General features: G+C 65.4%; 20 protein-coding genes and 1 pseudogene. 8 read left to right on the top strand and 13 right to left on the bottom strand.

Features of this window, described 5'->3' with window-relative positions:
* Positions 1 to 194: 194 nt before the first annotated feature.
* A complete protein-coding gene (locus A39O_RS0110270) occupies positions 195 to 818 on the bottom strand; it encodes an AEC family transporter (RefSeq protein ID WP_020504571.1) in 624 nt (207 codons plus the stop codon).
* A 138-nt stretch (positions 819 to 956) separates the two neighbouring features.
* Here A39O_RS0110270 and A39O_RS0110275 point away from each other — a divergent pair, with 138 nt between their 5' ends.
* Together A39O_RS0110275 and A39O_RS0110280 are read left to right on the top strand one after the other, a co-directional pair.
* Complete coding sequence (locus tag A39O_RS0110275; RefSeq protein ID WP_020504572.1) at positions 957 to 1,301, top strand: hypothetical protein; 345 nt, start codon at positions 957 to 959, stop codon at positions 1,299 to 1,301.
* A gap of 298 nt (positions 1,302 to 1,599) precedes the next feature.
* Positions 1,600 to 1,962: a hypothetical protein gene (locus tag A39O_RS0110280; RefSeq protein WP_051088795.1), complete on the top strand. Its 363-nt coding sequence runs from the start codon at positions 1,600 to 1,602 to the stop codon at positions 1,960 to 1,962.
* An 84-nt stretch (positions 1,963 to 2,046) separates the two neighbouring features.
* Here the strand turns inward: A39O_RS0110280 and grxD are convergent, their stop codons facing one another.
* From grxD to A39O_RS0110295, 3 genes are all read right to left on the bottom strand, one after another.
* Positions 2,047 to 2,379, bottom strand: a complete 333-nt coding sequence (gene grxD / locus A39O_RS0110285; protein ID WP_020504574.1) for a Grx4 family monothiol glutaredoxin — start codon at positions 2,377 to 2,379, stop codon at positions 2,047 to 2,049.
* Between the two features lie 110 nt (positions 2,380 to 2,489).
* Entirely contained in the window at positions 2,490 to 4,274 is a 1,785-nt protein-coding gene (locus A39O_RS0110290) for an N-acetylglutaminylglutamine amidotransferase (protein WP_020504575.1), read from the bottom strand.
* A 32-nt stretch (positions 4,275 to 4,306) separates the two neighbouring features.
* The gene (locus tag A39O_RS0110295) at positions 4,307 to 5,938 is read right to left on the bottom strand and encodes a hydantoinase B/oxoprolinase family protein (protein WP_051088796.1); all 1,632 of its coding nucleotides are present in this window, start codon (positions 5,936 to 5,938) and stop codon (positions 4,307 to 4,309) included.
* Between the two features lie 181 nt (positions 5,939 to 6,119).
* On the opposite strand from A39O_RS0110295, the gene A39O_RS0110300 reads away from it, so the two are divergent.
* Positions 6,120 to 6,701 carry a superoxide dismutase gene (locus A39O_RS0110300; RefSeq protein WP_020504577.1) on the top strand — a complete coding sequence of 194 codons (582 nt, stop codon included), beginning with the start codon at positions 6,120 to 6,122 and terminating at the stop codon, positions 6,699 to 6,701.
* A 180-nt stretch (positions 6,702 to 6,881) separates the two neighbouring features.
* Here the strand turns inward: A39O_RS0110300 and lexA are convergent, their stop codons facing one another.
* Positions 6,882 to 7,481, bottom strand: a complete 600-nt coding sequence (gene lexA, locus A39O_RS0110305; RefSeq protein ID WP_020504578.1) for a transcriptional repressor LexA — start codon at positions 7,479 to 7,481, stop codon at positions 6,882 to 6,884.
* 90 nt (positions 7,482 to 7,571) lie between these two features.
* Here lexA and A39O_RS0110310 point away from each other — a divergent pair, with 90 nt between their 5' ends.
* The gene (locus A39O_RS0110310) at positions 7,572 to 8,042 is read left to right on the top strand and encodes a LexA family protein (protein WP_020504579.1); all 471 of its coding nucleotides are present in this window, start codon (positions 7,572 to 7,574) and stop codon (positions 8,040 to 8,042) included.
* A gap of 246 nt (positions 8,043 to 8,288) precedes the next feature.
* Here A39O_RS0110310 and A39O_RS0110315 read toward each other — a convergent pair whose 3' ends face one another.
* The 3 genes from A39O_RS0110315 to A39O_RS0110325 are packed head-to-tail and all read right to left on the bottom strand — an operon-like array spanning position 8,289 to position 12,566.
* On the bottom strand, positions 8,289 to 9,395 hold the full coding sequence (locus tag A39O_RS0110315; RefSeq protein WP_020504580.1) for a lipocalin-like domain-containing protein: 1,107 nt from the start codon (positions 9,393 to 9,395) through the stop codon (positions 8,289 to 8,291).
* A 7-nt stretch (positions 9,396 to 9,402) separates the two neighbouring features.
* Entirely contained in the window at positions 9,403 to 11,916 is a 2,514-nt protein-coding gene (locus A39O_RS0110320; protein WP_020504581.1) for an ABC transporter permease, read from the bottom strand.
* Positions 11,913 to 12,566, bottom strand: coding sequence for an ABC transporter ATP-binding protein (locus tag A39O_RS0110325; protein WP_020504582.1), 654 nt, complete (start codon positions 12,564 to 12,566; stop codon positions 11,913 to 11,915). The genes A39O_RS0110320 and A39O_RS0110325 overlap by 4 nt, the downstream gene beginning before the upstream one ends.
* 759 nt (positions 12,567 to 13,325) lie before the next feature.
* Between A39O_RS0110325 and A39O_RS0110335 the strand changes: the two genes are divergently transcribed.
* The 3 genes and pseudogenes from A39O_RS0110335 to A39O_RS43525 all read left to right on the top strand — a co-directional run.
* On the top strand, positions 13,326 to 13,556 hold the full coding sequence (locus A39O_RS0110335) for an AbrB/MazE/SpoVT family DNA-binding domain-containing protein (RefSeq protein ID WP_245561859.1): 231 nt from the start codon (positions 13,326 to 13,328) through the stop codon (positions 13,554 to 13,556).
* Positions 13,553 to 13,945: a type II toxin-antitoxin system death-on-curing family toxin gene (locus A39O_RS0110340; protein WP_020504585.1), complete on the top strand. Its 393-nt coding sequence runs from the start codon at positions 13,553 to 13,555 to the stop codon at positions 13,943 to 13,945. Before A39O_RS0110335 ends, A39O_RS0110340 begins: the two co-directional genes overlap by 4 nt.
* An 18-nt stretch (positions 13,946 to 13,963) precedes the next feature.
* Positions 13,964 to 14,050: pseudogene (locus tag A39O_RS43525) on the top strand (DUF433 domain-containing protein); the annotation flags it as partial.
* Positions 14,051 to 14,109: 59 nt separating this feature from the next.
* On the opposite strand, the gene A39O_RS42645 reads toward A39O_RS43525, so the two are convergent.
* The 5 genes from A39O_RS42645 to A39O_RS40665 form a co-directional block, all read right to left on the bottom strand.
* Complete coding sequence (locus A39O_RS42645; protein ID WP_020504586.1) at positions 14,110 to 14,991, bottom strand: hypothetical protein; 882 nt, start codon at positions 14,989 to 14,991, stop codon at positions 14,110 to 14,112.
* Entirely contained in the window at positions 14,988 to 15,116 is a 129-nt protein-coding gene (locus A39O_RS43135; RefSeq protein WP_020504587.1) for a hypothetical protein, read from the bottom strand. The genes A39O_RS42645 and A39O_RS43135 overlap by 4 nt, the downstream gene beginning before the upstream one ends.
* 179 nt (positions 15,117 to 15,295) lie before the next feature.
* Positions 15,296 to 15,559 carry a hypothetical protein gene (locus tag A39O_RS38275; RefSeq protein WP_026199300.1) on the bottom strand — a complete coding sequence of 88 codons (264 nt, stop codon included), beginning with the start codon at positions 15,557 to 15,559 and terminating at the stop codon, positions 15,296 to 15,298.
* Positions 15,546 to 15,875, bottom strand: coding sequence for a BrnT family toxin (locus A39O_RS38280; RefSeq protein WP_322786443.1), 330 nt, complete (start codon positions 15,873 to 15,875; stop codon positions 15,546 to 15,548). The genes A39O_RS38275 and A39O_RS38280 overlap by 14 nt, the downstream gene beginning before the upstream one ends.
* Positions 15,876 to 15,998: 123 nt before the next feature.
* Positions 15,999 to 16,241: a hypothetical protein gene (locus tag A39O_RS40665; protein ID WP_157639944.1), complete on the bottom strand. Its 243-nt coding sequence runs from the start codon at positions 16,239 to 16,241 to the stop codon at positions 15,999 to 16,001.
* 749 nt (positions 16,242 to 16,990) lie between these two features.
* On the opposite strand from A39O_RS40665, the gene A39O_RS0110360 reads away from it, so the two are divergent.
* Positions 16,991 to 18,121, top strand: a complete 1,131-nt coding sequence (locus A39O_RS0110360) for a glycosyltransferase (RefSeq protein WP_020504588.1) — start codon at positions 16,991 to 16,993, stop codon at positions 18,119 to 18,121.
* Positions 18,122 to 18,527: the final 406 nt, after the last annotated feature.

Here is an 18,527-nt window from a genome sequence, read left to right on the forward strand (position 1 = left end):
GAAAACCGGAAGATTCAACATGCGGTGCCGGAAGCGTAACGAACGGCGGAGCATCCTGAAAAGCAGCTCGGCTCTCGATCATCGCGAGACAGGCGGAACCAACGGTCACAGTGGCGGTAAACTGCGCACCTTGAGGAACTATAGTTCCGCGCACGATCGTTGGTCCAGCGGCGCCTCTACAAAGGCGCCCAGGGTCATGGTGTCGACCCCACACCCAAGGCCCACAGCCCCAGATTCAGCGTCAGGAATGACAGCAGTGTGGTCACCAGCAGTGCCGAGGCGCATTGCTCGCCCTGGCCATAGCGCTGGGCGAGCAAGGGGAAGATGGTGACCATGGGCAGACCGGCCAGCACTAGCGCGGCTTGGGTCAGCGTGGGGTCGAAGGGCGCAACCAGCGAAAGCATGATCAGCAGGATTTCCACCAGCATGGTCATGGCCACGGCGATCAGCGCGTCGGCCCCCAGCAATTGAGCGACCAGCGGATAGCCGATGTAGCCGCTGTTGGACATGGACACGCCCATGCCGAAGAAGGCATTGCCAAGGGGGCGGGTTCGGCGCAAGGCCGTGCTGACCGCCATCCCGATAGTGAAGGCGATCAGCGAGCCGCCGGCATAGACGACCAGGAACTGCGGCACCAGCATCTCCCCGAGCGGACGCTTGGCCAGCGCGTTGAAGACCAGTGCGGGCAACGCGAAGCGCAGCACGTAGCGGCCCATGGCGAGTGCGCCCTCGCGCGGCACCCAGTCGGCCCGGACGGCGACGAATCCCAGGGCGATCAGGAGGAAGATCGGGGCGGTGATGGCGATGATGGCGGCCAAATGGGCAAGTTCCTATGGGAGTGACCTGGTTCTTGGCGTGAACATACTCATATTTGGACGAATGCCAACGCATTTTCCACACACCGCGTGCGGGCGATGCGCCTCCGAACTTGCTGAAGGCCGACCGACAGGAACCCCATGACCGACCAGACCCCCGTGCCGCTGACTGACTTCACCCGCCGCGCCTCGGCCGCCCGCGCCCTGATCGAATCGCTGCTCACCGAGTTGATCGGCCCGGTGGTCTTGAAGTACGACTTTTTCCGCGAGTGGAGCGGGTGCTGGAAGGTGCTGGTGGAGATCACCGGCGCGGCGACCGGCAAGCTGGAGTTTACCTTGCTGGAGACGGCCGGCGGCGGACTGCTGGCACTGCCCCGTCCGCTGCCGGAGCGTTGGCGGCTCCAGACCGGCATTCCCGCCGACGACGGGACCCGTTGGACGCTCGATGCCAAGGGCCTGCTCGTGCCGTTTCCGCCGCCTGATTGAGGCCGCGTGTCGCCCACAGATGGCATGGATCATCATTCCGGCCGGTGTACGGGAGTCGCGCACTGGAGGTCGAGGCTTGAGCCGGGCCAGAGCCGCGCAGATGTGATGTCGACACGGCCATGATAAGGAACATCAACCACCCCGGACGATGAGGGTCCCCCGGGGGAGCGGCGTCGCGCCGCGATGCGGTGCCGCGGTGACCCCGAACGCTTGCGGCTATCCGCCCGGCCCGTCGCGGCGGGACGCCGCTCCCACGGGGNCGCTATGCGACTTTCACGGTAAATCTCGACGAGAAATGATGAAGAAAATAAAATCGATTGCCCGCGATCACCAGGCTGCCCGGGTCTTCCTGCCGGCACTCGCCTTGCTCGCCCTGACCGGCTGTGGCCCCGGCGGCTTTGCCCGCGATGCCCTGGTCGAAGACCCTGGTGCCGAGGCGTTCCTGAACCGAATCCAGCAGAACTGCGGCAAGCTGTCGGTCGGCAATCAGCCGTTGAACTGGCTGCTGAGCAGCACCAGCGACGATGTGACCTTCGTCGACATGACCAGCAAGTATTACTTCGGCCAGTTCTCGGCGAAGGACTACACCGACGGCATCAACGCCTTCTACCCGACCGGCACCAATCAGCCGGCGCTCGACTGTATCTTCAAGCAGCGCTGAGGCTCGTTCAAAGGCGATGGGCGCGCTGTCACCAGGGCGGGCGCTGCATCTGCACGCGCGCGCCGGGGCGGCGCGGGGTGTGGTTCAGGCGTTGGCTTCGGTCTTGGCGGCGGCGGTCTCCATCATGGTCTTGAGCTCGCCGCTGGCGTGCAGTTCCAGGGTGATGTCGCAGCCGCCGACCAACTCGCCGTCGATGTAGATCTGCGGAAAGGTCGGCCAGTCGGCATAGCGCGGCAGGTTTTCGAAGATCTCCGGGTCTTGCAGTACGTTGACGTAGGCGAAGGGAACACCGCACTCCTGAAGGGCCGCCGAGGCCCTCATGGAGAAGCCGCATTGGGGGAACTGGGGCGTCCCCTTCATGTAGATGACGACGGCGTTACTCTTGACCTGCTCGCCGATTCGCTCCAAAACGTCCATTCGACACCTCTGGTGATATAGTTGACTGACATCGGGTAAGTCGGGACCAGTCGAAGGTTTTCAACGGCCGAGCGCGTCGGCGGCCGCGCTTGGCGGGTTGCTGCTCGCGCCTACCCGTGCCCATCCACGTTTCGCTGCAGCCAGAGTTCCAGCAGGGCCAGGTGCCAGAGCTTATTGCCCATGATGCGGGTGTGGTGCAGGTCCGGGGCGGCGAGCAGCATGTCCAGATAGCCCTGGGCGTAGAGGCCCCGTTGGCGGCTGGCGCCTGAACTAAGGACGTCGCGCATCATCTCCAGGAAGGCGCCGCGGACGTATTTGAGGGCCGGCATGGGGAAGTACCCCTTGGGCCGGTCGATCACGGCGTCGGGCAGCAGGCCGCGGGCCATCGCCTTGAGCGGGTACTTGCCGCCCGCGCGCAGTTTCAGTTCCGTCGGGCAGCGGGCGGCCAGCTCGACGAGCTGATGATCGAGGAAGGGCACCCGCGCCTCCAGCCCCCAAGCCATGGTCATGTTATCGACCCGCTTGACCGGATCGTCGACGATGAGTGTGGTCACATCGAGCCGCAGGATGGCGTCCAGCAGCTCGTCGGCGCCGTCCTCATCCAGAAGGCCCGCGATCAGGGCCGAGGTGTGGTCCGCCCCGGCATAGGCGGGCTGCACCAGTCGCAGGTACTCGTCATGATCGCGGTCGAAATAGTGCTTGGCCAGCCGTTCGACGCGCGAGCCGGTCGCCTCGGCCGCAATGCGCGGATACCAGAAATAGCCGCCGAAGACCTCGTCCGCACCCTGGCCGGACTGCACCACCTTGATCTCGCGCGAGACCTGTTCGGCGAGCAGATAGAAGGCGACCGCGTCCTGACCGAACATGGGTTCGGTCATGGCGTCGATGGCCTCCGGCAGGCGCTCCAGGACCTGGTCGTTGGGTACCCGGAACTTGCGGTGGCGGGTGCCGTAGCGTGCCACCACTTGGTCCGAGAACTCGAACTCGCTGCCGGCCTCTTCCGGGGTGTCATCGAAGCCCACCGAGAAGGTGCGCAGATCCGACACTCCGGCCTCGGCCAGCAGGGCGACCAGCAGACTGGAGTCTAGACCGCCGGAGAGCAGCACTCCGACCGGAACATCGGCCACTTCGCTGCGCTTCTTGACCGCCTGGCGCAAGGACTCATGGATGGCCGCCAGCCAATCGTCATCGGTCAGCGGCTGCTCCGGACGGGTGGCGTCCAGGTGCCAGTAGCGCCCCTCGGTGGTGTTGCCGTCGGCATCCACCTGCATCCAATGCGCCGGGGGGAGCTTGCGCACCCCGGTGAGGACGGTGCGCGGTGCCGGCACCACGGCGTGCAGTGTAAACAAATGGTGCAAGGCCACCGGATCGATGCGGGTGTCCACGCCGCCGGCGGCGAGCAGGGCCTGGGTGGTGGAGGCGAAGCGGAACACCTGTCCCTGCCGGTTCCAGTACAGCGGCTTGACGCCGAAACGGTCGCGGGCCATGAACAGCGCCCGCCGGTTCGCGTCCCAGAGCGCGAAGGCGAACATGCCGTGCAGCCGTTCCGGGCAGGCGTTGCCCCAGGCGTGATAGGCCTTGAGGATGACCTCGGTGTCGCCGTCGGAGAAAAAGTGGTAGCCCTTGGCCTCCAACTCGGCGCGCAGCGCGCGGTAGTTGTAGATGGTCCCGTTGAAGACCAGAGCCAGCCCCAGGTGTGCGTCCACCATAGGTTGGTTGGAGCGCACCGAGAGGTCGATGATCGCCAGCCGCCGATGACCAAAACCGAGCGCCCCGTCGCTGTAGCTGCCGCCATGATCCGGCCCGCGCCGGGTCAGTTCAGCCATCATGCGCTGGATGACATCCAGGTTCGCCGGGGCGCCGTCGAGACGCAATTCACCACAGATACCGCACATTCGATCCTACTCCGAACAGCTTGATGATTGGCTCATTTTTCAGAGAGTCCGCGTATCGGCCGCAATTGAACGCGTTCCTCCGCGGCGCAATCGTCCTCAGCGCCCCAGCCCCCGCCGCCCGGCGTCTCGAGGCGCAGCCGGTCACCCGCGGCGACCGTCAGGGTCACCTTGCCCGGCAGGTCCCGGCCGTTGAGCCGATTGACACCGGCCGCCCCGTCGGCACCGCCGCCGCTGCCCCAGGGCGCATGACGGCGGCGTTCGGTGAGCAGGGTCACCTGGGCCGGGGCCAGGAACGCGATCTCCCGGATCAGCCCGTCGCCGCCGGGCCGCTGCCCGGCGCCGCCTGAGCCGCGCCGCAGAGCATAACGGGTGACGCGCAGCGGATAGCGCGATTCCAGCACTTCGATGGGCGTGTTGAGCGTGTTGGTCATGTGTGTCTGGACCCCGGACCAGCCGCCGCCCGCGGGGCCGGCCCCCATGCCGCCGCCGATGGTCTCGTAATAGTCCCAGGGCGCGGCCGGATCGGTGCTGCCCATGGCCAAATTGTTCATACTGCCGTGGCTGGCTGCCGGAATCCGCTCCGGGACGGCCTGGGCCAGGGCACCGAGCACCACATCCACCACCCGCGTGCTGGTCTCGACGTTGCCGGCGGCCACCGCGGCCGGCCGCCGCGCATTGAGCAGACAGCCGACCGGAGCGGTCAGCGCAATCGGCCGGAAGGTCCCGGCGCAGGCCGGGGTCTGGGGCGGCATCAGGCAACGGAAACAGTAGAGGACGGCGGCCGCCGCCACCGACAGGGGGCAGTTGATGTTGCCCGGGACCTGGGGCGCGGTGCCGCTGAAATCCAGGTGCACGCCGCCGGCGGAAACGGTCATTGCCACCTGAATCGGGATGTCGCGGGTGCCCTGGCCGTCGTCGTCCATCCAGTCCTCATAACGATAGAGACCCGGCGGCAGCACCGCCAGGGCGGCACGCGCCAGGCGCTCGCCATAGTCGTTGAGGTCGTCCAGCGCGCCGCGGTAGGCCGCCGCCCCCATCCCGTCCACCAGGGTGCCCAGGCGGGCGAGTCCGGCGCGGTTGGCGCCGATCTGGGCGAAGAAGTCGCCGCGCGCATCCCCGGGGTTGCGGGTGGCGCCGAGGATCCCCTCCAGGAACTCGGTCTGTAGGACGCCGCCGCGGATCAGGTGGGTCGGCGGCAGGATCAGACCCTCCTCGGCCAGGGTGCGTGCCAAGGGCATCGAGCCGGGGCTGCTCGCGCCGATATCCGCGTGATGGGCACGGTTCACCAGGAAGGCGATGGGCGCGCCGTCCTGATCGGATCGGCCCCGGGCCGCGGCAGCGGCATACAGCGGCGCGATCAGGGTCACATCGGGCAGGTGCGTGCCGCCCAGATAGGGGTCGTTGAGGACCACCATGTCCCCAGGAGACCAATCGAGCGCGGCCACCACATCAGCCATGGCATAGGCCATGCTCCCCAAATGCACCGGGATATGGGCGGCCTGGGCGCACAAGCCGCCCTGGCCGTCGAAGACGGCACAGGAGAAATCCAGCCGATCGCGAATATTGGGCGAGAAGGCGGCATTGCGCAGTACCGCGCCCATTTCGTCGCACAGCGCGTTTAGACGGCTGGCAAAGAGACCGAGGTCGATGGGGTCGAGGGGCATGGGCAGCAACTCGCGGTCTTGGTGGTCAGGTTGCAAAGCCGCCGACGCGGCCATAAATCGCGGCTCAGTTAGACGGCCGCTTAAGCGCCGTCGGTATCAGGTCTCGGGCTCCGCCTTGGTGCGTGTCTGGGCCTGGGTCTGACTTCACTCACCCCTCACTCACCCTTGGAGACGTCCGATCATGGCACATCAACTGCCCGCGCTGCCCTACGAAAAGAATGCCCTGGAGCCCGTGATCTCCGCCGAGACCATCGATTATCACTACGGCAAGCATCATCAGGCGTATGTCACCAATCTGAATAACCTGATTCCGGGGACCGAGTTCGAGTCCATGTCCCTGGAAGAGATCATCAAGAAGTCCTCCGGCGGGGTCTTCAACAACGCCGCTCAGGTCTGGAACCACAGCTTCTACTGGAACTGTCTGAGTCCCACCGGCGGCGGCGCCCCGACCGGTGCTCTGGCGGACGCGATCAACGCCAAGTTCGGCTCATTCGACGAGTTCAAGAAGCAGTTCAGCCAGTCCGCCGTCACCAATTTCGGGTCCGGCTGGACCTGGCTGGTGAAGAACGCCGACGGCTCCATCGAGATTTTCAACACCGCCAACGCCGGCTGCCCGCTGACCTCCGGCAAGCAGGCCCTGCTCACCGTCGATGTCTGGGAGCACGCCTACTACATCGATTATCGCAATGCCCGTCCCAAGTATCTGGAAACCATCTGGGACAAGATCAACTGGGCCTTCGTCTCGGCCAATTACGCGGCCTGATCGGCCTTGATCGTAATCCCGGCCAGCGGGGTGCGTCGTCAGGGCTTCCAGCCCTGACGGTGTCAGGCCAGGATGGCCTGACTACGCACCCGGCGAGCCCAAGTGGCCGGAAGCTTGATCGGGGCCGCCTGATCCACGCGTGGGGGTCGGGTCGGTCCGCACCGCCCCCGCCTCCCGCACCTAATGATACGCGCGCATCTGCCCGACCAGCACACCCTGAATCGCGACCTCCTCAGGCGCATACACCACCGGTAACAAGCCCCGGTTGGCGGGGACCAGGGTCACCTGCCCCGGCTCCTGGATGATCCGTTTGAGGGTCGTCTCCTCGCCGCGGATCAATGCCGCCACGATCTCGCCGTTGCGCGCGGTCTCGCGCCGCTCGATAACGACAAAATCTCCATCCAAAATACCGGCCTCGGCCATCGAATCGCCCGTCACCTGCAACACATAGCAGGGTCTGGACGTGCGCAATCGCGGCGGGATTTCGATCGTATCCGGTTGGGGCAGGGCCTCGATCGGCCGTCCGGCGGCGATCTTGCCGAGCAGCGGCAGGGTATTCTCGTCCGTTGACTGCGTGACCAGATGGATGCCGCGGTGACGCCCGTTGAGCGGCTCGACCAGACCCTCGGCGATCAGCGCCTGCACATGCTTGTGGAGCGACCCGCGCGAGCGCAGGCCGAGCAGTCGGCAGAGCCCGTCGAGGGTGGGCGCCCGGCCGAAGTCCGCGGCGTGCTGCCGCAGGCAATCCAGGACCTGCTGTTGGCGAGGGGTGAGCGGCATGGCGCCTTCTTCTCTTTTTGTTCGGATAGTCTATGCTTGTCTGGAGGAGAACGAATCGAGAACGATCCACCCCGCCACGAGGTACACCCGATGCGTCCGAGCCTTGCCTACATCCTGCCGAAGCGCCGTCACACGACCTGGAACCCCGCCCTGGAGCCCCTGCGCCTCGGCCGCGAGCCGGGTGTTGAGATCCCGCTGCTCGGGTATGTCACCGCCGGGCAGCCGGTCGACATTCCGGAGGACCGCGCCACCGTCACCGTGCCGCGGCACATGGTACGCAAGAACAGCTATGCCCTGCGCGTGCGTGGTCACTCGATGATCGACGACTCCATCCAGGACGGCGACATCATCATCATCGAAAAGCGCGAGACCGCCGCCAACGGGGAGTCCGTGGTCGCCATGATCAACGGCGAACGCGTGACCCTCAAGCGCTTTTTCATCGAAACCGACGGCATCCGGCTGCAACCCGCCAATCCGGCCATGGAACCCATCTACTTGCGGCACGAGGAGCTGGAGATTCTCGGGATCGTGTCGGGGGTGATTCGCTGCGGGGCGGCATAATCAGCGTGCGCCCGCTGCTCCACGTCCGGCCGCCGCAGCGCGCCCGCCATGGTCAGCGGTCGTTGTCGTTGTCGTAATCGAATTGATCGTAGCGCGCCGGATGTGCTCGCGCCTCGTGGCTTCGCTGTCAGCTTGGGCTCGCCGGGTGCGTAGTCAGGCCATCCTGGCCTGACACCGTCAGGGCTGGAAGCCCTGACGACGCACGCCGCCGGCCGGGATTACGATCAAGGCCCCTCGCGACCAAGATTACCCGACCCTGATCGTCTCCCCATACCCGGTCATCTCCAGATAACCGCGTCCGATCTCCCGGCCGTCTTCAGACACCCGCACCGCCCCTTCCCAATAGACGGCGCCGGTGGAGCGCCGGCTATCCAGTTCCTGGTCGTCCATGAGGGGTTGCAGATCGAGCAGCCGCCCGCCGATGCCCACCTGCCAGGCGACCGGGTAGGTGATGTCGGTGCGCGGCGAGCGCCAGTGGCGCCGGGGGGTGAAGGTCACGGCGTCCGGCGGCAGCGCCCGCGCGCCGCCCCCGGCCGACCGGACGGTGGCGGCTGACCAGACGGCGCGGCCGTCGTCACCGCGCATCCGGAAGGCTATCAGGGCACTGCCGTCATCGAGATTCAGGCCGATCCAGTCCCAGCCGGCCGCGCCTTGCGGCAGGTACTCGCTCGACCATTCGTGATCCAGCCAGGCCTGACCGGTCACGGCCTGGGTGCGGCTATCCAGCGTCACCGTGCCGGTGACCGCGAGGTGCGGGCGGCTATAGTAATAGCTCGCATGGCGCGGATCGGCGGCCTTGGTGCTGAACCCGGCGGCGCCGTTGAGCAGCGGCGGGCCGTCCGGGACCAGCGACAGGCTGTAGGCGAGTTCCTCGCCGCGGACGTCAGCCTGATAGCGGTCGTCGGTCTGCTCGAATTTCCAGTCGTCGATCCAGACCTGGGTGCGCCCGGTCTCGGACCCGGCCCGGCCGAATCCGATCCGGGCCGCGCGTTGATCGTGGCGCAGCCGGCCCAGCCGCGGGTCGGCGATGGCAGCGTGGGCAATGATCAACTGACGCGGCGCGAAAGCGCTCGGGTTTTGCTCTCCGAGACCGGTCCGCACCCGGAAAAAGGTCGTCTGGAAGCCGAGCGGGCTGCCGTCCGGCAGGCGCAGCCAGCCGGTGGCATACCACCACTCGGTCCGAAACGCCGGGTGAGCGCCGTGATCGTCGGGAAAAACCAGGGTCCGGTCGGGGAGCACCGGGGCAAAGGTGATTGCCGCCCCCTCGGTCTGGTCGGGCTTCGCTGACTGGCCCGCAGTGCTGCGCCAGACCGGCAGGCTCGCCAAGGCAAGGAGACAGGTACGTCGATTCATTCCGGTATCACCAATCTTCACGGACCGCCAGCACCGCGTCCTGTCGCATGGCCTGCCGACCGGCGAGCACGGCCGCGGCGGCCGCCAAGGCGATCAGCGCACCCGCGAACAAGGCCAGTGACCCCCAGGGGACGTGCACATCCATACTCCAGTGGAAACTCTGCCGGTTGACGACCTCGATCAGCACCAGCCCGATCGCTCCGCCCGCCAGCAGTCCGCCGAGCACCCCGACCCCGGCCGCCAGCGCGCCCTCCTGGGCGAGCATCCAGCCGATCTGGCGGCGCGTCAGCCCCAGATGGCGCAGCATCCCGAATTCGCGCCGCCGCGCCGCCGCCAGCGCGGCGAAGCTGGCCGCCACTCCGGCCAGGCCAATGGCGACCGCGACCGCTTCCAGCAGATAGGTCACGGCAAAGGTGCGGTCGAAGACGCGCAGGCTGATGGCGCGGATCTCGCCCGGATAGGCCAATTCCAGCGCGCCGGGGTCGCCGACGGCGGTGAGCGCGGCGGCCACCTGCGACGCCGCCGCACCGGGGGCGAGCCAGATGGCCGCGTCGTTGGCCAGCGGGTCACCGGTCAGGCGGCGGTAGTCGGCCAAGTCGATCATCAGTGCACCGGTCTGGCGGGCATAGTCGCGCCAGATACCGGCCACGCGTAGCGGCACCGGCCGTCCGGCGAGCGGGACCTCCACGCGCTGGCCGGGCCGCCAGCCGTAGAGGTCCTGCATCGCTTCGGAAACCCAGATCGCCGTTTCACCCGGGCCGGGCGGTTGCGCGGCGCCGACCAGCGGCAAATCCCGGCCGTCGGCCGCCACCGGCCGGGCGATCAAACCCACCGGCGCCTGGCCCGCGGCGAGACGCAGACTCTCGTGGCGCGTGAAGTTGACGCGGCCAATGCCGGGCACGGCGCTGATGCGGGCTTGCAGCGCTGCGTCCAGCAGACTGCCGCTCTGGATCGTGCCGACCCGCAGATAGAGGTCGGCGGGCAGGAGTTCGCTCAGCCACTCGTCGACCGACTCCCGAAAGGACGCGACCATGATCGCCATGGCCGCCGCCAGGGCGACGCTGGTCAGGACCCCGGCCGCCGCCACGACGGCATGTCCGGGGGCGGCGCCCAGCCGGGCCGCGGCGAGGCGGGCCGGCACCGGACCGCGTTGCGGCAGCAGCCAGGCGACGGCGGAGGCGACGGCCGGCAGCAACAGGACACTTCCGGCCAGCACACCGGCGACGGCCAGATAACCGCCCACCGGCAGCCCGTTGATGGGCGGAATCCAGCAGACCGGCAGGCTGGCGGCGAGCACGGCGATGCCCAGGCGCGGATGTCCACGTCCGCCGAGCAGCGCCGCGTCGTCGCCGGCTTTCAGCGCCTGCGCCGGTGAGACCGTGGCCGCCTCGCGGGCCGGCAGCCAGGCGCCGGCCACGCCGGCCAGCACGCCCAGTGCCACATAGACCCCCGTCACGCCCGGCTGGAACTGAAGTTGCGGCGTCAGCCCGGCGAAATACCCGGCGCCCAGATCGCCGCCGAGCACGGTCAGCATCGCCCAGGCCAACCCATGCCCCAGGGCCACGCCGACCAGTCCGCCCGCCAGTCCGACCAGCGCCCCCTCGGCCAAGAGCCAGATGAACAGGTCGCGTCGCGCCAGACCGATGGCGCGCAGAAAGGCGAACTCGGTCCGCCGGCGCACCACGGAGAGTGCCTGAGCCGAGAAGACCAGAAACCCGCCGGTCAAGAGCGCGATGGCCGCCAGCATGGTCAGATTCACCCGGTAGGCGCGCGACAGATTGGCCGCCTGATCCTCCGCGGCCTCGGGTGCCTCGATCAGTACCCCGGCGGGCAGAATGGCCTGCAATCCCAGCCGCGCCGCCTCCGCGGTCACACCCTCGGCCAGCCGCAGATCGATCCGGGTGAGCCGCCCGAGCCTGGCGAAGCGGGCCTGCACCGCGGCAATATCCATCACGGCCAGGCGGCGGTTCTGCGCGGCACCGGGCAGATCGCCGGCCACCCGCAAATCCAGCGTGTGATCACCCGCGCGCAGCCGCAGCCGGTCGCCGGACTTGAGCCCGAGCGCGGACTGCGCCGCCGCGCTCAGAAAAACGGTGTCCTCGGCCAAGATCGCGAAGCGGTCGGTGCGCTGCGACGTGTCGGCCGCCTCCGCCGGGCGCGGCAGCAGGGCCGGCGTCACGCGGGGCAGGGTGAAGACGTCGACTCCCAGTAGTTGCAGTGTCTCGTCGCGCCCGGTGACCTGAGTCTCGACCTCGACCACCGGACTCGCCGCGGCCACCTCAGGGCGGGCGGCGAGCACGGCATAGAGACCCTCGTCAAAGCCGCTCCGCGGTCCCTTGACTTGCAGATCGGCCTCGCCGGCCATGGAGCGCAGACCGCGCCCGAACTCGGTGAGTGCCGCCTCATGGATCGCGTGCACCGCCATGCCCAGTGCCACACCCAGGCAAATCGCCGCCATGGAAAACAGTGTCGCCGTCCGCCGCCGGGCGAGTGAACCGAGAAAGACCGGCGCCAGACTCACCCCAGCAGCCCCTCGGTGGTGAGATGCAGCACCCGGTCCGCCGTCTTGGCGCCCTCCAGCGAATGCGTCACCAGGATGCCGATCGCGCCGACCCCGCGAATGCGCTCGGCCAGCAGGGCGAGCACCCTGGCGCCGTTGGCCGGGTCCAGGTTGCCGGTCGGCTCGTCGGCCAGCACCAGCCGCGGGGCATGAACCAGCGCGCGGGCAATCGCCACCCGCTGCAATTCGCCGCCGGACAATTCGCGCGGCCAGCTCGCGGCACGCTCGCCCAGGCCCACGGCCGCCAGCAGTTGCCGCGCCGGCTCCTCCGCCGCCGCACCGGCCAAGCCCTTGAGCCACAGCGGCAGGGCCACGTTCTGCAGCACCGTGAGATGGGGCAGCACATGGAATGCCTGGAACACAAAGCCCAATTGGTCGCGCCGCAGCCGCGTCAGCGCGTCCTCATCCAACGCGGCGTAGTCGCTGCCGTCGAGTGCCAGGCGTCCGGCGTCCGGCCGGTCCAGCCCGGCGATCAGATTGAGCAGGGTGGATTTGCCGACGCCGGATTCGCCCACGATGGCGACGTACTCGCCCGGTTGCAGCCGCAATGAGATGTCCCGCAGGACCGGGCGGCCGTTGAACTGGCGGGAGAGGTTGGCGATGTCGAGCATGGGGCGGGGGGTACGCGGGTTCCGGTGTAGGTACAGTTGCGCGGAGATGGGGGCGATTGGGGGCACTGGGAAGCGTAACCGTTCAGACTACCGCCTGCGGCAGCAGCGGTCTGAACCAAAAAAAGCAGTTCTCACACAGAGAGCCTGTTCACCGACGAAAATGAAGGCGATTTCCGAAGAGCTTCATATCACGCGGGCTCAACCGCCGGTGATCGGGGCGACGCAACCGGAGGCCGACGCTTTAGCGGGCGGCGGCGCCTTGTTCGGCTGAAGCCTCGCCCTCCGGTCTGTTGTGCGGGTGCAGCGAGATCCGCAGGGGGCTTTAGGGGCGACTAAAGTCGCCCCTACACGTAGGTGGATCATTTCCCGGAAATCACCGAAAAAGGTCAAGGGGTCAGGTCTAGGGGGCAAAGGGGCAAGTCTTGCCTTTTGCCTGACACGCGAGGCGGCCTTGATCATCGTTCCGGCCGTAGGGTGGACTAGCGCTAGCGCAGTCCACCGAATCCCGCGCCGTCGCTGGTGGACTGCGCTGCGCTTGTCCACCCTACGAGGCCGCATGGCCGGAACAATGATCAAGGCCAGGCGCACCTACACTGACCGGTATCCAAATTGTCGGAAATCGCCTTACGGCCCACCCCAATGCCCTAAGGCCCTGTGGTTCGCTGTCGTCTTCGTCCCTCAGTACGCAACCGGCTTGACCTGCTTGTTTGGCAGGACTAGATTCTGTGGTAACAAAAGTAATAACTGTGCGGATGGTACATGATTATGCTCAAAGTCAAAGTCACCTCGGTCGGCAATTCAATGGGTATTTTGCTGCCAAAAGAAGCACTTAACAAACTGAAAGTCGGGAAGGGCGATACTTTGTATCTTGTCGAGAATGAAGAGGGATTTACCATCACGCCGTACCAGCAAGATTTTGAAAAGCAGATGGAGGCAGCCGAAAAGGTGCTGAAAAAGTACCGGAATGCGTTTCACGAGCTTGCGAAATGATCGATCCGCGATGGGCCCTGGATTCGGTGGTCATTTCGGTTCACCGCATGTTAATTGCGGAACATGGTGGACGTCCTGGTATTCGCGACAAGGGACTGCTTGATTCCGCATTGGCCAGACCCCGACAGCGACTCTTCTACGAACCACAGGCGAGGCTCTTTGATCTCGCTGCTGCGTATGGCTATGGCCTGGCAAAGAATCATCCATTCATTGACGGGAACAAGCGCGCAGCCCTTGCGGTTGCTTCGATATTTCTGGAGATCAACGGATTCAGTCTGGATGCGCCCGAGCCGCAAGCGGTCGTCATCATTGAACAACTCGCCGCCGGCAATCTCGGCGAAATCGAATTCGCGCAGTGGCTCAGTGATTGCTCAACGCGTAGCGCCTGATAACCAAGCCAAGGTTTGATGGACACCGGGGACGGCGTCTCGACTCCCGACATCATGATGGGTAATCCAACCATCGCCGGTACGCGCGTCACGGTGGAGTCCATCCTGGAACGGTCTGACCCGAGGCAAAAGGCAAGACCTGACTCCACTTCACTTTATCCCGCTCACCGCACGCGGACCCAATCGACGTCCCCGGGTGTGCGGGGATCGAATGCCGGATCGTCCGAAGGGATCTCCCGGCCGTCACGGCTCCGCCAGATGCACGCCGGGGTGGTCGATCGACGGATTGGTTGCCCGCCGAAGCCTTCGGGAATCCACACATGTCCGTCCAGCATAGCGCCTAGTGCCTCCTGCTGACCGTCGCTGGACCTGTTCCGGTCGGCGGTCACTTGTCCCCATAGTTGCTGTGACCACGCCTGGTGCTGTCGATAAGACTCGCCGTCCTGCCGGCCGATGTCTGTGATCATCCCGGCCACCGTGTGGCGCCCGTACGGGTCCGGCCCGGTGTTCAGTGCGGCCATGGCCACCCGCGGCAACCAGCCCGAGTAGTGGGGCCAATGGCGAGCGTCCGAACCGGCCAAGGTGAGCACCCCGTTGCACTGCCCGTACCCAATGGACACGTTGCTGACGACCACCCCGCGGACCGGCGCCGCTCCGGCAGGACCGTTGAGCGTGTAGGTCGTCTCGAAGGTCGCCGAGTGTGTGTAGCCGGGCATCGGTTGGATGGGCCGCGAAGGGCCGAACTGCACATCCGGGGCCAGTCGCATGACCCCGGTCATCGCGTAGTAAGCGAACTGCTCCGGCGACAGCGGCTGCATCATCCCGCTCTGGCCGAACACGATCACAGCGGCAATGAAATCCGGCGAACGCAGAACGAGTGAGAACTTGCCTTCTTCCCCGACGGTCCACCCTGGCGGCAGGCGGTAAGTGAAGTGCGGACCATTGACGAGTGGGGGTTCGGTCGGCGATCCCGAATGCGGCGGCGGATCGAACGGAAGTGGGCTCATCGGAATCTCCAGAGCGTAGTCGAAATGCGCGGTCGTCATGCCCGTCGCCCGCCTTTCAACGGCCGGGTCGGCGCCCCTTGATTCACCAGCGGATCGCCGACGCCGAGTTGACCCTCCATCCACAGATGGCCGAGCAGCGCCCCATGCTCGGCAAACTCCAGCACGCCGGGGATGTCGCAGGCCCGCTGCGTCTGGGTGTAGCCGCGCTCATCGCGCCAGCGCGCCAGAGCACGCGCACCTCCGGCGGTCGCAACGCGTTGAGGAAGAACGGCGAATGCAAAAGGAAAGACCTGACCCCATCCACTCCCAAAAGGAAAGACCTGACCCCATCCACTCCTGAGAGTTACCGCAACGGCCGTGGCGCGCGCTCGCTTTTGAGGCCGCTTGTTAGGCGAGTTGAAGCCTCCGCGACTTCCAGCAGATAACGAAGGGCTTTGTTCACTGCTTCGTCGTTTGGAAATGCCTGCGCAATATCTGGCTCAAGGAGCACCACGTTTGATTCTTCCTTGATGCGATCCGCATATTTGCCACGAACAAGCTCGCCGAAGTCTGACCTATTATATTCAGGCCGAAGTTCGTCCGCGGTTCCCGCCTTAACCTTCTTCATAAAGCTGCCTTTCAATGTTTGTTGCTATTCGTGCGGAAATAATGCGAATTGCGGTTCCCCGATCGGTGTGCGACACCGTAAGTAAGCGACCTCGGGAAGAAAGGCCGAATGTTACAAAGCGATCTTCGTCTTCCGAATGGTCTGGGTCATGGCCGGTCGCCGAAAGTCGATCGCGTAACGCGCTGGATGCCTCTTCAAAGGTAACCCCATGTTCGCGCAGATTTACTCTCGCCTTTCTTGGGTCCCACTCGAAGCTCATGATTTCGCCGGTTTCTATTGCTTGATACTGCCCGTCGCGGCAGTCGTAGTTTGGCACTCACCTGGAGTGCTTAGGCAGCGGAGACAAAAGGCAAGACCTGACCCTTCATCTGGCGCTCGGTTATGGAATTAAGTAAACTGTCCCCGGAGCTCCCGAGCTCCCTGGAGACTTTTGCCACGCTCACTCACCGCCGACCCATTCCCACACAGCCTCAAGTTTTTCAGGTATTGCCTTGAGCGAATTTGGATATTTGCCTATCCAAGAATAGCCAAGCTCGCTACGAGACATGAAAATTGCAGCAAATGGAAAAGCTACAATCATTGCAATAGTCTCGAAAGGAAATATCGCTAACCAGAATACAATTACAACAACAGTTGCTATCAAACCAAACGGTAATCTCAACAAGGTGACCAGTGCGTCCATAAATCTCTCTGGTTGGCTATTCTTGCCTAACTTGATTTCGGCGGACGAACTACCCCATAACGCGTCGCCTTTTTCGGATTGAATCAGGGTTCATCCGGGTTGTCAAGCGCTTGCGCGCCGTTCCTCGCTGCACCGTTCGTGCGTTATGAGGCAGTCTTGCCTCATAACGCACGAACGAATCGAAGGTACACCGCGTAAACCGGGGGATGCCCGCGTGGTTCTGACAAAAGAATAAGAGATAATACAATCGTATGAAGTGCCTTTCTCAGCGAATGCTCAGGGTGTTTAGAGGCACCGGCAGAGGTGCCGCGCCCGGACTCGCACCGTTTATGCGTTATGAGGCGATCTTGCCTCATAACGCCCAAACGGGTCCGCATAGACCGACCGGCGCTGGTGTAGCAAAGTTAACAAAAAATAAAGAAAACAATATTCTATAACCTTCTTCCCGAGGGTTTATCAGGGTGTTTAGGAGACATCGACAGGGGGCCGCGCTTGGCCTGGCGTCGTTCAGTCGCGCATCGATTATCGTTCCGGCCAGAGCCTCGGTTTGCCGGAACCATGGCCAAGGTGCGCTCGCAGCAGTTCCAAAGTGACATGCCCGCCCAACGCCCAACGGCGCCCCGCCCATCCCGAGGATGTTAAACTCCGCCCGTCCGGAACACGCCTGATGCGGCCGATCGGCTCGATCGCGATCCTGAGGCGATTTCTGTCGGAGAATCGATCGGATCAGCGCTGCCTCAGGGTGATTGATGTACGGTACACCGCTCGCTATTTTTCTACCCTCGCTGGCCGGCGGTGGTGCGGAACGCATGATGCTGAACCTCGCCCAGGGGGCGGTGGCTGCCGGGGTCGCGGTGGATCTCGTGGTTGGTAAAGCCGATGGGCCTTACCTAGCGCTGGTGCCGCCGGGCTGCACGCTTGTCGACCTTGGCGCAGCGCGGGTGCTGGGTGCTTTGCCGGGGCTGGTGCGCTATTTGCGCCGGCGCCGGCCGCGGGCTCTGCTGGCCGCGATGGATCATGCCAACATGGTCGCTCTGTGGGCGCGCGCCTTGGCACGGGTGCCGACGCGTGTCTGTGTCAGCGTGCGCAGCAATCTGTCGCAGGAGGCCGCGCATTCGCCGTTCCTGGCCGGGCGTTGGATGCCGCGGCTGGCGCGCGCGTTTTATCCGCGCGCGGACGCGGTCATCGCCGTGTCGCAAGGGGTGGCCGATGACCTCGACCGGCTGCTCGGCGCGGGTCGTGCGCGCATCCTGGTCATTCCCAATCCGGTGGTGACGCCCGAACTGGCAGCGCTTGCCGCCGCGCCGGCCGATCATCCCTGGCTGCAACCGGGCACAGTGCCGGTGATCCTGGCCGCCGGGCGGTTGGCCCCGCAGAAAGATTATCCGACGCTGATCCGCGCTTTCGCGGCCTTGAGTGCCGGGCGGGATCTGCGTCTGATCATCCTTGGTGAGGGGCCGGAGCGCACGGCACTGGAGTCGCTGATTCAGCAACTGGGGCTCGCTGACCGGGTCGCCCTGCCCGGATTCAGGGACAATCCCTTTGCCTATATGAGCCGCGCCAGCCTGTTCGTGCTGTCATCGGCCTGGGAGGGGTTGCCGGGGGTGCTGATTCAGGCCATGGCCTGCGGGACTCCGGTGGTCAGCACGGACTGCCCGAGCGGACCACGCGAGGTCCTGGCGGACGGGCGCTTCGGCCCGCTGGTTCCGGTGGGCGCGGTCGAGGCGCTGGCCGCGGCGATGGCGCTGACCCTGGAGCAACCGCCGGAACCGGAACGCCTCAAGGCGCGCGCGGCGGATTACGGACTTGAACCCGTGACCCGCCGGTATCTGGAGGTGCTGGGATGCGGCGCACTTGCGCCGGGGTGTGATCGGACATGATGTGGTTTGTGTGGGTCAAGTCGTTAGGTCGGATGGGTGGAGCGAGCGCAATGCCTATCCTCAAGCGTCGCGGTGGCCGGATGGGCATCGCGCCCGGGATTGGGCAAGCTGAAATGTTGGGGTTCGTTCCTCACCCCAACCTACGGCATTGCGATGTTTTCGGGTTCGCAGCGAACACTTTCACAATCGCTCTCGCTCTGCCCATCCAACGCGCGTCAGCGACCACATCACTTTGGGCCTCATTGCGCCCAGCAGTTCCAAATTTGGCTGGCCGCCCACCAGCAGCATGCCGGCAGCGAGGCTGATGGTGGATGCGCTGCGCTTATCCACCCTACGAAACCGGCTCCGCTGTAGGGTGGATAAGGCGCGCTGCTCGGTGTCAGGGATTCGGCACGTCGGTCGCACG

The organism is Lamprocystis purpurea DSM 4197, assembly GCF_000379525.1.
GTDB classification, from domain to species: domain Bacteria; phylum Pseudomonadota; class Gammaproteobacteria; order Chromatiales; family Chromatiaceae; genus Thiodictyon; species Thiodictyon purpureum.